This window comes from Amycolatopsis roodepoortensis, from assembly GCF_024628825.1.
GTDB classification, from domain to species: Bacteria; Actinomycetota; Actinomycetes; order Mycobacteriales; family Pseudonocardiaceae; genus Amycolatopsis; species Amycolatopsis roodepoortensis.
In genome coordinates this window covers 3,743,508-3,756,372 of sequence record NZ_CP102415.1, presented here as the reverse complement: position 1 = coordinate 3,756,372, position 12,865 = coordinate 3,743,508, and the positions used below count along the sequence as shown (strand labels likewise).

Annotated in this window: 10 protein-coding genes; 6 read left to right on the top strand and 4 right to left on the bottom strand. The window is 70.1% G+C overall.

Annotated features, from left to right (window positions below; all coding sequences use genetic code 11):
• Positions 1–7 precede the first annotated feature (7 nt).
• The 3 genes from NQK81_RS17375 (at position 8) to moeZ (ending at position 3,414) form a co-directional block, all read left to right on the top strand.
• Positions 8–865, top strand: coding sequence for an alpha/beta fold hydrolase (locus NQK81_RS17375; protein ID WP_257489027.1), 858 nt, complete (start codon positions 8–10; stop codon positions 863–865).
• Positions 866–946: 81 nt separating this feature from the next.
• The gene (locus NQK81_RS17370; protein WP_257489026.1) at positions 947–2,116 is read left to right on the top strand and encodes a DUF3152 domain-containing protein; all 1,170 of its coding nucleotides are present in this window, start codon (positions 947–949) and stop codon (positions 2,114–2,116) included.
• A gap of 119 nt (positions 2,117–2,235) precedes the next feature.
• Positions 2,236–3,414 carry an adenylyltransferase/sulfurtransferase MoeZ gene (gene moeZ / locus NQK81_RS17365; protein ID WP_126736324.1) on the top strand — a complete coding sequence of 393 codons (1,179 nt, stop codon included), beginning with the start codon at positions 2,236–2,238 and terminating at the stop codon, positions 3,412–3,414.
• A gap of 284 nt (positions 3,415–3,698) precedes the next feature.
• On the opposite strand, the gene NQK81_RS17360 is transcribed toward moeZ, so the two are convergent.
• Positions 3,699–4,667, bottom strand: a complete 969-nt coding sequence (locus NQK81_RS17360; protein ID WP_257489025.1) for a hypothetical protein — start codon at positions 4,665–4,667, stop codon at positions 3,699–3,701.
• A gap of 105 nt (positions 4,668–4,772) precedes the next feature.
• Here NQK81_RS17360 and NQK81_RS17355 point away from each other — a divergent pair, with 105 nt between their 5' ends.
• A complete protein-coding gene (locus NQK81_RS17355) occupies positions 4,773–5,570 on the top strand; it encodes a TIGR02569 family protein (protein WP_126736322.1) in 798 nt (265 codons plus the stop codon).
• Position 5,571: 1 nt separating this feature from the next.
• Here NQK81_RS17355 and NQK81_RS17350 read toward each other — a convergent pair whose 3' ends face one another.
• The 3 genes from NQK81_RS17350 to NQK81_RS17340 are packed head-to-tail and all read right to left on the bottom strand — an operon-like array spanning position 5,572 to position 9,032.
• Positions 5,572–7,815: an FtsX-like permease family protein gene (locus NQK81_RS17350; protein WP_257489024.1), complete on the bottom strand. Its 2,244-nt coding sequence runs from the start codon at positions 7,813–7,815 to the stop codon at positions 5,572–5,574.
• Positions 7,812–8,492, bottom strand: a complete 681-nt coding sequence (locus tag NQK81_RS17345; RefSeq protein WP_257489023.1) for an ABC transporter ATP-binding protein — start codon at positions 8,490–8,492, stop codon at positions 7,812–7,814. The genes NQK81_RS17350 and NQK81_RS17345 overlap by 4 nt, the downstream gene beginning before the upstream one ends.
• Positions 8,493–8,507: 15 nt before the next feature.
• Positions 8,508–9,032 (bottom strand): PadR family transcriptional regulator, encoded by a 525-nt coding sequence (locus NQK81_RS17340; RefSeq protein WP_257489022.1) that lies wholly within the window; start codon positions 9,030–9,032, stop codon positions 8,508–8,510.
• Between the two features lie 319 nt (positions 9,033–9,351).
• Between NQK81_RS17340 and NQK81_RS17335 the strand changes: the two genes are divergently transcribed.
• Positions 9,352–11,421, top strand: a complete 2,070-nt coding sequence (locus NQK81_RS17335) for a molybdopterin oxidoreductase family protein (RefSeq protein ID WP_257489021.1) — start codon at positions 9,352–9,354, stop codon at positions 11,419–11,421.
• Positions 11,418–12,845 carry an FAD-dependent oxidoreductase gene (locus tag NQK81_RS17330; RefSeq protein ID WP_257489020.1) on the top strand — a complete coding sequence of 476 codons (1,428 nt, stop codon included), beginning with the start codon at positions 11,418–11,420 and terminating at the stop codon, positions 12,843–12,845. The genes NQK81_RS17335 and NQK81_RS17330 overlap by 4 nt, the downstream gene beginning before the upstream one ends.
• The last annotated feature ends 20 nt before the right edge of the window (positions 12,846–12,865 follow it).

Here is a 12,865-nt window from a genome sequence, read left to right as displayed (position 1 = left end):
CGCCGGGGTGAAATTGCACATCCGCCGGACGCCGGGCGGCCCGGAGACGGCCGTCTACGTCCACGGTCTCGGCGGTTCGTCCACGAACTGGACCGACCTCGCCGCGCTCCTCGCGCCCCAGGCGAGCGGCACGTCGATCGATTTGCCGGGTTTCGGCTATTCGGAGCCGCCCGCCGGGTTCGACTTCAGCCTCGACTCGCACGCCGAGATCGTCGCGAGCCACATCGAGAGCCTGGAAGCGGGGCCGGTGCACCTGTTCGGCAACTCGATGGGCGGCGCGGTCGCGCTGCTCGTCGCGGCCCGCCGTCCGGAGCTGGTGAAGACGCTGACGCTGATCTCGCCCGCGATGCCGGATCTCCGGCCCAGTATGAAACGGCTGTCCGACCCGCGAATGGCGTTCGCGTACCTCCCGCTGATCGGTCCGAGGGTGCGGCGGCGGCTGGCCGCGCTCGGCCCGCGTGAACGCGCGATGCAGGTCATCAAGCTGTGCTTCGCCGACCCGAGCCGCTTCGCCGACAGCAGGCTGGACGAGCTCGAAGAGGAGCACAGTGCTCGCGCCGCCTTCGCGTGGGCCGCCCCCGCGCTGGCCCGCAGCACGTTCGGCATCTTCCGGACGTGGTCCGCCCGCGGGCCCGCGTCGCTGTGGGCGGTCGCGCCGAGCGTCGACGCGCCGACGCTCGTCGTGTGGGGGCAGCACGACCGGGTGATCTCCGTCCGGCGCGCCGAGCGCACCGCCCGGCTACTCCCGCACGCGCGGTTGCTGGTCCTTCCCCGAACCGGCCACGTGGCGCAGATGGAACGCCCGAATGTCGTAGCGAAGGCCGTTTTGGGGATGTGGGAATCGGTCGAATCGGGCACCTGGTAGCCCATCCGGGTGAGGAGGACACGCCGCACGAAGCGCCGGTCGCTCACAACATCACAGTTCGGTTATGGCACCCTGGTGCGCGTGGATCGGGTAAAGCAAGGCGCGCAGGGCGAAGGTCGGCGGTCTCAGTACTCCGCCTCCGCCCGTCGTCCGCCGCGCTCCCAGCCCCGGACCACCGACGTGCCGCGCACCGGCCAGTACCGGCCGACGCCGCCGCCGTCGCAGCGGCTCGACGAAGATCGCTACCGCCCCGGTGGCCGCCGGACCAGCGCGCAGCCGCTCAGCGCCTCCTGGAGGCCGCACGAGCCCGGCGCCGCGAAGACGACCGCCAAGCGCAAGAGCAAAGGCGGTATCGGCCAGTTCGCCAAGACCTATGGCTGGCGCGTGTACGCGTTGCCGATCCTCGTGGTGATCACCGCGCTGGTCGTGTTCAACACCGCCACCGGCCCGCCCGAGCCGATCGCCACGGACGGGGCGAGCCTCGCTTCGTCCGACGGTTCCGCCGGCAACGGCGGCGAGCCGGGCGCCGGTGTGGACGGGGGCGGCGACGTCCTCCCGGAGAACCCGGCCAAACCGGTCGACCTCAAGATCCCGACCGCGGACCTGCCCACGGGCGGCAACTTCACCGAGTCCGGCAAGGGCACCTATCACGTGGTGCCGGGCAAGGGCGAAAAAGTGGGCACGGGTCAGCTGTTCACGTACACCGTCGAGGTCGAGGACGGCATCGACCCGTCCAGCTACGGCGGTGACGACAGCTTCGCCACGATGGTGCAGGGCACGCTGTCCAATCCCAAGAGCTGGACGTGGGACGGCAAGAAGGCGCTGCAGCGCGTCGACGCGAGTTACCCGAACCCCAGCTTCCGGGTGAGTCTCACCACACCGAACACCACGCATCGCGCGGACGTCTGCATGTTCCAGATCACCTACGAGACGTCTTGCTACCGCTCGAGTTTCGACAAGCGCGTGGTGATCAACCTCGCCCGCTGGGTGCGGGGGGCGCTGGCCTTCGAGAGCGACATGACCGGGTACCGCCAGTACGCCATCAACCACGAGGTCGGGCACGCCCTCGGCGGAAAGCACGTGGGCTGCCCCGAGAACGGCGCGGTCGCGCCCGTCATGATGCAGCAGACCTTCGGCGTCTCCAACGACTTCGTGGCGCAGCTGAACAATCTCCCCGGCGGTGACCGCGGCAAGGTGCCCGCGGACGGCAAGGTCTGCAAGCCGGGCTCCTGGCCGAACCAGACACCCTAGTCCACGCCGTCTCACCTGCTGGACGGGTCCCAGGATCTGGAACAGGGGAAGGCGTCCGGGCCTTTCCGTGTTGTAGATACTGGGATGCGACCCGCGATCCACGCGAGATGGAGGACCCGATGTCAGGCACGCTGCCGCCGCTCGTAGAGCCGGCCGCCGAGCTCACCAAGGAAGAGGTGGCCCGGTACAGCCGTCACCTGATCATCCCGGACGTCGGGATGACCGGGCAGAAGCGGCTGAAGAACGCCAAGGTGCTGGTCATCGGTGCCGGCGGCCTCGGCAGCCCGGCGCTGCTGTACCTCGCCGCGGCCGGGGTCGGCACGCTCGGCATCGTCGATTTCGACGAGGTCGACGAATCCAACCTGCACCGCCAGGTCATCCACGGCCAGTCCGACATCGGCAAGCTGAAGGCCGCGTCCGCGCAGGAGTCGCTCGCCGAGATCAACCCGTTCGTCAAGGTGCACCTGCACACCGACCGGCTCGAGTCGTCCAACGCGCTGGAGCTGTTCGAGCAGTACGACCTGATCCTCGACGGCACCGACAACTTCGCGACGCGGTACCTGGTCAACGACGCCGCCGTGCTCACCGGCAAGCCCTACGTGTGGGGCTCGATCTACCGGTTCGAGGGCCAGGCGAGCGTGTTCTGGGAGGACGCGCCGAACGGCAAGGGCCTCAACTACCGCGACCTCTACCCCGAGCCGCCGCCGCCCGGCATGGTCCCGTCGTGCGCCGAAGGTGGCGTGCTGGGCGTGCTGTGCGCGTCGATCGGCTCGATCATGGTCAACGAGGCGATCAAGCTGATCACCGGGATCGGTGAGCCGCTGCTGGGCAGGCTCGTCAGCTACGACGCGCTGGAGATGAAGTACCGCGAGGTCAAGATCCGCAAGGATCCGGAGACCCCGAAGATCACCGAGCTCATCGACTACGAAGCGTTCTGCGGTGTTGTGTCCGACGAAGCCGCTTCGGCCGCTTCGGGACACACGATCACTCCGGCGGAGCTCAAGGCCAAGTTCGACAACGGCGACAACTTCGCCCTCATCGACGTCCGCGAGCCGCACGAGTACGAGATCGTGAACATCAAGGGCGCGACGCTGATCCCGAAGGACAAGATCCTCTCGGGCGAGGCGCTGGCGGAACTGCCGCAGGACAAGCCGATCGTGCTGCATTGCAAGTCGGGCGCGCGTTCGGCGGAGGCGCTCGCGGCCCTGCACCAGGCCGGGTTCAAGGACGCGACCCACCTCGGGGGTGGCGTGCTGGCGTGGGCGCGGCAGATCGACCAGAGCCTGCCGACTTACTGAGGTTTCGCGGAAGCGCGTGAAGGCCCCCTTCCCTCGGCTCAGCCGAGGGAAGGGGGCCTTCACGCGCGGGTGGTAGCAAAGGTCCCTTGCTCTCTTTCTGCAGATCGGCGTGGTGACCGTGTGGATTTCGGGTCATCTGACGCACCAAAATCCACACGGTCCGTAGGCGCCGTCACGCGGAGTTCGGGGTGTGTGGAAATGGGGACACTCAACGTCCCTATTTCCACACACCTCCACTCGGCCTCGCCCAAAGTGGTAGCAAAGGTCCCTTGCTCCCCCGAGCGTCAGTAGCCGACGGACCGGCCCACGAAGATCGCCCGCACGAACTTGGCGAACTCCGCGACGACGTCCGTCCGGTTCCCCAGGGGCGACTTCGGCACGGCGGCGATGATCTCGGCGTCGGTCAGCGGATGGGTCTTCCCAGCCAGCTCGCGCAGTTCCTCGGGTTTCCAGTTGTGGTTCCCCGCGAGGTGCACCGACAGCGCGCCGCGCCGCTGGACGAACTCGATGCGGTCCGCGTTCCGCCGGATGAACTCGCCTTCGCCGACTTGAGCGCACGTCGCGTTTTCAAGGCGCCAAGCGGTCTTCACCGACGTCTCGCAGCTCTCGACGGCGTCGGTCGCGAAGGTCCAGACGGGCGAGATCCACAGCTGCGGCGCGTACTCGACGATCAGCGCCCCGGAGTCTTCGGTCGTCTTGGTCGGGAGCCGCTGCGGGCCGAGGTCCGCCGCGAGAGTGCGATCGCGTGGGACGCCGGTCGCGGCGAGGCGCCGTGCGGGGGTGTCCGGAGGCAGTGACGCGGGGACGGCGATCCCGCCCGCGATCAGGGCGACCAAAAGGACACCCGCGCCTGCCCGCACCCGGAGATCACGCGTGAACAGCCCCGCTACGAGCAGCACCGGCACTCCGAGGAACGGAACCGCGAACCACGGGTCGAACGCTTCGGCCACTTCCAGCACGAAGATCGCGCCGAAGACACCGCAAATCCCGGTCGCGAAGGCCCAGGCCAACCGCGGCCAAGGCTTCGCGACGGACGGAAACGCTTCCGGTGCCGCGAAAGCGACGAGATAGACCACCCCGATCGACACGAGCGGCACCGGCAACGCGATCCACGGAACGTGCAGGAAAGCGGCGACCGGGAGCAGCAGGCCCACGGTGAGCGCCCCCAACGTGCCGAGCAGCCACAGTGAGCCGAGTGCGAGCGCGGTGAGCTGCCCGCCGGTGAGGCGGCGCTGAGCCGTTCGGGGGATCACGGTCGAAGAATGGCAGGTCAGAAGCGATCCTGTCTTGAGTATCGCTACTCAAGACCAGCGCGTCTTCTCGTTCGTGGCGCGGAAGACGGGGTAACGTGCCGAGCCGTGCGTGCCACCCTTGAAAGCCCTCCGGAACACGTCTGTTCGGCGTTCGGCGGACGTACCGGTGACGCGGAACCGCTGCCCGGCACCACCGCCTGGCGCTACAACGATCTCGTGCTCAAACCCGTCGTCGACAAGTCGCGGACCCTGTGGACGGCCCGGGCGCTGGAAGCCGTCGACGAGCCGGGGCTGCGGGTCGCGAAGCCCGTCCGGTCCAGCGACGGCCGATGGATCGTCGGCGGCTGGTCGGCGAACCGGTTCGTGTCGGGCACGGCCGAGCACCGGTACGACGAGGTCGTGCACGCGGCGGTCAAACTGCATCGCGCGACGGCCGGGTTGCCGCGGCCGGATTTCCTGGGACGGCGCACCGACATCGAGGCGCTCGCCGACAAACTCGCCTGGGGCGAGGCGGAAGTGCCCCTCGACGAGAACAAGGGCGGCCGCTGGTTCGAGGTGCTGGCCGGTTCGCGAAGACCGGTCAAACTGCCGGACCAGGTCGTCCACGGCGAGCTTCTCGCCGGAGTGCTCTTCGACGGCGACGCGGCCCCCGGCATCGTCGATTTCGTGCCGTACTACCGGCCGGGTGAATGGGGCGCCGCGATCGTCGCGGTCGACGCGCTGGCCTGGGGCGGCGCCACCATCGATCTCCTCGAACGCTGGGCGCATCTGCCCCAATGGCCCCAGCTTCTCCTGCGGGCTGTCCTCTTCCGGCTCGCCGCCAACGCCCTCGACCCGCGGTCGACCCGGGCGGCGCACGACGGACTCCGTGCCGCCGCCCGGGACGTGAGCGCGGTGCTGTAGGTCACTCGGTGCGCAGGTTCTCCGTCTTCGCCGCAGCGCGGACGGACGGGACCGTCGACGCCGTCACCAGCAGCACCATCGCGATCGCCGCCGCGGCGAGCAGCCCGACCGCCGGCCAGTCGACGTGCAAGACCTTCCAGAACAGCCGCCTGCCCAGCGCGGCGACGGCGATCCCGGTCACCGTCGCGACCACGATGCCCACCAGGAGCGGAATTCCGTTCTGCCACAGCAGGGATCGGACGATCACCCGCACCGGCACGCCGGTGGCGGACAGTGCCCCGAGCGCCCGGCGCCGTTCCCGGACCTGTTCCTGAGCGAGCACCAGCAGGCTCACCCCGGCCAGCAGCAGGACGGACAACGCGCCGCCGAACAGGATGGTCCGCACGTCGTCGAGCATCCGGGCCTCGTCCGAGACCCGCTTTTCGTTGGCGGACGCCACCGAGACCTGTCCGCTGTACGGCGCCACCGCGTTCCGCACCAGCTCGACGAAGTCCGGATCGCCGGTCGTCCCCCGCAGGCTCACCGTGACCGGCGCGGCGGCCAGGTCGACGCCCGCCATCGCGGCGGGTGTCGCGAGCACGTGTGGCTGGAGCTGCTCGCCGAGCCCCGACGGCTTCACGCCGAGCGGGCGGGGCGTGGCCGGAACGGTCCAGGGCCACTCCCTCTTGTCGTCGTCGGTGAGCTTCACCGACTGTCCTTTGTGGAGAGAAGCGGGATCGGCGAACACGTCACCGTCGTGGCATCCGGTCGCCGTGGTGGTCGCTTCGATCGTGGCGCAGTCGGCGACGGTGAGCGAGACGAGCCCGCCATCGCCGCGGTTCGTGTCGACGAGCATCGAGCGCATGGCCTGGAAGCCGGCCGCGCCGGGCACCGCGCGGACCGCGGCGATCGCCTGATCGGCCACCGAACTGTCGGCATGGACGGAGATCCGGTCATCGGTCTTCTCCTGGTGAACGGCCGCCGACGTCGCCTGGCCCGCCAACAGGCTCTGCAGCGCGATCACCCCGGCGAGCACCACGCAGAGCCCCGCGACCACCCGGGCCGGGGTCCCGCTGTCGTTCCGCAGACGGCGGATCGCGAGCTGGAACGACGGCGGCCCGCCCTTGATCCGGGCGACGGCACGCTCCAGCAGCCACGGCAGCACCGCGGGTATCCCGAGCATCAGCAGCACGGCACCGGCGATCAGCGCCATCCGGCCGAGTTCGCTCGCGACGCTGAAATCCGGGGCTATCAAAGCGATTCCGGCGGCGATCGGCAGCAGCCTCCACCACAACCGCCGCTTCGGCGGCACGGTTTCGCGGACGACTCCGAGCGGTTCGGCGACCGTGTGCCGCTGCGCGGCCCAAGCCGCCGCCACGGTCAGGGCGGGGACCACGAGCACGATCAGCACCACCAGCGGCCACGGCGGCGTCAGGTCCTCCGGGTACACCCCGAACCGGAGCACCTGGAAGTCCGCCACCGCGCCGCGGAACAGCAGGAACGACGCGCCGCCGGCGACCAGCCCGGCCACGGCGCCCACGAGCGATTCCGCCGCGGTGATCCGGCGCAGCTGCTTGAGGGACGAGCCCGCCAGCCGTAGCGCGGCGAGCCGCCGGTCACGGGCCGCACCGCCGAGCCGGGAGACCGTCCCCACGAAGATGAACACCGGCGTGAGCAGGACGAAGAGACCGATCAGCAGCAGCGAGAGAATTCCCCGTTCGAACGGCGCTTCGTAGCCGGGAGGGGAACCGAAGGCATAGATCGGGGCGCCGTTGCGTGGATTGTCCGTGCCGGCGTAGACGACGAGATCATTCGGATTGAGTACCGCTCCCGTGCCGATGATCCCGACCGGCTTGCCGGGCAGACGGGGCCGTAACAGACCACTGGTGTCGGCCGCGACGAGTTCGTCGAGCTTCGGGGAAAGGAAGACCTCGCCCGGCGCGGGCAGCCGGTCCACCCCCGGCGGGATCGGCGAGTTCGGTCCGGTGGCGTGAAGGTGGACGAGCGAGATCGCCTGCCCGCGGAAGTCGGTCGTCGTCGTGTGGTGGTTCAGCGGTGAGACACCCGGGATCGGTTCGTACCGCGGCGAAGCGGCGTACGCCCGCTGGTCGCGGTTCTCCTTGACGGTGCCCGCGGAGGCGCCGATCAGGAGGACCGCGACCGCGAGCCCGATGCCGACGGTGCTCAGGACGAGCCTGACGATCGAGCCCCGGCCGCCCCCGACGGCCAGCCGGAACCCCAGCATCAGGTCTTCGCGCCCGGTCATCGGGTGATCACCGGTTCGCGTGTCCGGCCGTCTCGCACGATGACCTCCCGGTCGGAGTAGGCGGCCACCCTCGGTTCGTGGGTGACGAGGACGACGGCGGCGTCGGTCTGCTTCGCCGTCTCGGACAGCAGTCGCATGACCAGCTCTCCGCTGAGCGTGTCCAGCGCGCCGGTCGGTTCGTCGGCGAAGACCACCGACGGTTCGGTGATCAGCGCCCTGGCCATGGCGACCCGCTGGCTCTGCCCGCCCGAAACCTGGCCGGGGGTGCTGTCACCGGCGTCGCCGACCGCCAGCCGGTCGAGCCAGGTCCGTGCGAGCCGCTCGGCGGGGCGGCGTTTCATCCCGCCAAGGCGCAGTGGCAGCGCGACGTTCTCCAGGCAGGTCAGCTCCGGGACGAGCTGCCCGAACTGGAAGACGAAGCCGAATTCGGTGCGCCGCAAGGCGCTGCGTTCGGTGTCGGACATGCTCGCGAGGTCACGGCCGCGGAACAGCACCTGACCCGCGTCGGGCCGCACGATTCCGGACAGGCAGTGCAGCAGCGTCGACTTCCCGGAGCCGGAGGGGCCCATGATCGCGACGATCTCGCCGGCTTCGAGCGTCAGCCCCGCCCCGGTGAGCGCCTGATTCGGGCCGAAGGCCTTGTGCAGGCCGAGCCCGTGTAACAACGGTGTTTCCACTGTGTGGTCCCCAGATCAGCGCGTCAGCTGGCGCGCGAGGTCGTCGAGGCGGGCGGCGGTGAGTTCCAGCCACCGCAGATCCGCTTCCAGGTGGAAGAGCGCGTGGTCGCAGATCAGCTGGTCGGCGAGGTCGCCGTCGGTCTTGCGGGCGGTGAGCTCACGCATGGCGCGCAGGTGGGAGCTCCGCTGGGCGTCGAGCAGGTCCTGCGCGCCGCGGCCGGACAGCAACGCGAGCACGACCTTGGTGTAGAGCGTGTTCTGCAGGTAGACCGAGGGGTTTTCCGGGCTTTTCAGCCATTCCTCGACGTTGGTGACGCCCGCCTCGGTGATCGCGTACCGCTTCCGGTCCGGGCCGGCGCCCGCCTCGACGCCGTTCTCCTCGACCAGGCCGTTCTTCAGGAGCCGGTTCAGCGTCGAGTAGACCTGCCCGTAGTGCAGCGGACGGTCTTGGCGGAACTGCTTGTCGTAAAGCTGTTTGAGGTCGTAGCCGTGCTTCGGGCCGGCTTCGAGCAGGCCGAGCAGCGTGTTCCCGATGGACATGGGGGCGACTATACACACAATCTATACATCGAGTGTATAGCTGCTGAGGGCGTCGTTCCCCGCATGTGACGCGGTGAAGGCCCCATCAGCCCTTTTGGCCCGTGCCGCATCAAGAGGTGCCGCGAAAGCCACTTTCGGGACATCAGATGTCCCGAAAGTGGCTTTCGCGACGTCGCGAGGTCGACTCGGGCAGGCTCGCGACCTCACGGTGTGACGTGGCTCGACGGCGGGCAATGTCAAACGCCTGAAACATTCAGGAGTTTTCAGGTAACACGGCCTACCTACCTTCAAGCGCTATCGACGCCTGGAGGAGGTGCCCGTGCCACTCGCCGCCCCCACCGTGACCGCGGTGGACACGCACTGCCCTTACTGCGCCCTGCAGTGCGGGATGAGCCTCGACGGCGCCCGGGTCGCCCCGCGTGACTTCCCGGTCAACGCCGGCGGCCTCTGCCAGAAGGGCTGGACGTCGGGGGAGCTCCTCACCTCGCCCTCCCGCCTGACGACACCGCTGATCAGGGTCGACGGTGAACTCCGGCCCGCGACCTGGCCGCAGGCCCTCGACCTCGTCGCGAAGCGGCTCACCGAGATCCGCGAAACCAAGGGCGCCGACTCGGTCGCCGTCTTCGGCGGCGGCGGGCTGACCAACGAGAAGGCTTATCTGCTGGGGAAGTTCGCCCGGGTCGCGCTGGGCACCTCGCAGATCGACTACAACGGCCGGTTCTGCATGTCGTCGGCGGCGGCCGCGGGGATCAAGGCGTTCGGCGCCGACCGCGGGATGCCGTTCCCGGCCACGGATCTCGCCGACGCCGACGCGGTCCTGCTGATCGGCGCGAACCCCGCCGAGACGATGCCGCCGTTCACCCAGCATCTGCGTGGCGCGGACCTGATCGTCGTCGACCCGCGCCGCACGCCGACCGCCGAACTCGCCGGACTCCACCTGCAGCCCGCGCCGGGAACCGATCTCGCGCTGGCGCAAGGCATCCTGCACGCCGTCGTCGCCGACGGCCTGCTCGACAAGTCCTATGTGGTCTCGCGGACGAACGGCTTCGAGGAACTGTGGCGCTCGGTCGCGGCCTGGTGGCCGGAGCGCGTCGAGCAGACCACCGGCGTCTCCGCCGCGGACCAGCGTCGCGTCGCCGCCAAGCTCGCCGCCGCCCGCAACGCCTACGTCCTCACCGCGCGCGGTACCGAACAGCACGCCAACGGCACCGCGATGGTCAACGCCTGGATCAATCTCTCGCTCGCCCTCGGCCTGCCCGGACGCAAGGGTTCCGGGTTCGGCTGCCTGACCGGGCAGGGCAACGGACAGGGCGGTCGCGAGCACGGGCAGAAGGCGGACCAGCTGCCCGGCTACCGCAAGATCGACGACCCCGCGGCCCGCGAGTACGTCGCCGGAGTGTGGGGCGTGCCGCCCGAATCCCTGCCGGGGCCGGGCCGGTCGGCGGTCGAGCTGCTGGAGGCGCTCGGCACCGAAGACGGGCCGAGCGCGCTGATGGTGTTCGGCAGCAACCTCGTCGTTTCCGCGCCCGGTGCCGGGAACATCCAGGACAAAGTGTCCTCTTTGGACTTCCTGGTGGTCTCGGACCTCGTCCTTTCGGAGACGGCGGCGATGGCCGACGTCGTCCTGCCGGTCACCCAGTGGGCCGAGGAGGACGGCACGATGACCAACCTCGAAGGCCGGATCCTCCTGCGTCGCAAGGCGATCGACCCGCCGTCGGGCGCGAAGACCGATCTTTACGTGCTTTCCGAGCTCGCCCGCCGGTTCGGCCAGCCCGAGGGACGGTTCCCGGCGGACGCCGAGACCGTTTTCACCGAGCTTCGGCAGGCCTCGAAGGGCGGTGTCGCCGACTACTCGGGCATCACCTACGACCGGCTCCGGGACGGTGAGGCCCTCTACTGGCCCGTCCCGGCGGAGTCGCATCCCGGCACGCCGCGGATGTTCCTCGACTCCTTCGCCCATCCGGACGGCCGCGCGCGGTTCGTCCCGGTCGACCACGTCGGCCCGGCCGAGCTGCCCGACGCCGAATTCCCCTTGCAGGCCACCACCGGGCGGGTCCTGCAGCACTACCAGTCCGGGGCGCAGACCCGGCTGGTCGAAGAACTCAACGACGTCGTGGCGGAGGCCTTCGTGGAAGTTCATCCCGACACCGCTGCCCGCGCGGGGCTGGCCGAGGGCGACCTCGCCGTCGTGCGCTCCCGCCGCGGGAAGACCGTCGCCCGCGTCCGCTGTGTGGCGTCGTTGCGTCCCGACCTCGTGTTCCTGCCGTTCCACTTCCCCGGCGAGGGCCGGGCGAACCTGCTCACCAACCCGGTGCTCGACCCGACGAGCCGGATGCCCGAGTTCAAGGTGTGCGCGGTCGCGCTCGCCCCGGCCGAGGCCGTCGCGTGAGCCCCCGGTCGGTGGTCATCGCCGGGTACGGGATGGCGGGCGCGCGGCTCGCGGACGAGATCCAGCGCCGCGATCCCGATGGCGAGCGGGTGCGGCTCACCGTCGTCGGCGCGGAGGAGCACGCCGCCTACAACCGGGTGCTGCTCTCGTCGGTGGTCGCCGGCACCATGCGGCCCGAGGCCGTCCGGCTGCACGACGACGAATGGTCGTCCCGCACCCGCGCCGACCTGCGCCGGGGTGTCTCCGCGACGTCGATCGACCGGGACGCGCGCCGGGTCCACCTCGACGACGGGTCCACTGTGGACTACGACGCGCTCGTGCTCGCCACCGGCGCGAACCCGTGGATGCCGCCGGTCGAAGGGCTCGAACCCGGCCCGGACGTCGTCGCGTTCCGTACACTCGACGACTGCGCGCGCATTCTCGACGCCGCCAAACTTGGGGCGCCGGTGGCCGTCCTCGGCGGTGGGTTGCTCGGCCTGGAAGCCGCGCGGGGCCTCGCCGGACGCGGGAACCTCGTCACCGTCGTGCATCCGATGCCGCACATCATGGAACGTCAGCTCGACGCGGAATCCGCGCGGGTGCTGACCAGGAAGCTCGAAGAACTCGGCGTCGCCTTCCGGCTCGGCGTCGGGGCCGCGCGCTACGTCAGCGGCGACGGGCTCAAACTCGACGACGGCACGCACGTACCCGCCGATCTCATCGTCGTCTCCACCGGCGTCCGGCCCGAGACGAAACTGGCCGTCGACGCCGGGCTGACCGTCGAAGGCGGCATCGTCGTCGACGATCTGCTGCGCACCAGCGACGGCCGGATCCACGCGATCGGCGACTGCGCGAAGCATCCGGGCGCGTTCGGCGGCCTCGTGCAACCCGCGTGGGAACAGGCCACCGTCGTCGCGGATCTGGTCACCGGCACGAAATCCGCGTCACGCTATCGCGGCACCCAGGCGGTGACGCGGCTCAAGGCCCGCGGCATCGACCTCACCGCGCTCGGCGAGACGATGACCGGCGCGGACGACCCGACCGCCGAAGTGCTCACCTTCAGCGACCCGGCGGGCTGCCGCTACGGGAAGCTCGTCATCCGGGAAAACCGGGTGACCGGCGCGATCCTGCTCGGCCTGCCCGACGCGGCCGCGACGATCACGCAACTCTACGACCGGGGCACCCCGGTACCCGAAGACCGGCTGGCGGTCCTTTTAGGACGGTCGTTGCCGCCGGGAGCGCCGTCGGCGGCGAGCCCGGCCGATCTGCCCGCGTCGGCGGTCATCTGCCGCTGCAACGCCGTGACCAAGGGGCGGCTCGTCGAAGCGTGGCGCGGCGGCGCCACCGACGTCCCCGCCCTCGCCGGGGCGACCCGCGCGACGACCGGCTGCGGCGGCTGCAAGGACGCCGTCGGCGGGGTCGCGAAATGGCTGGCCGCCCAGTGAACCCGAACGCATCCACCAAG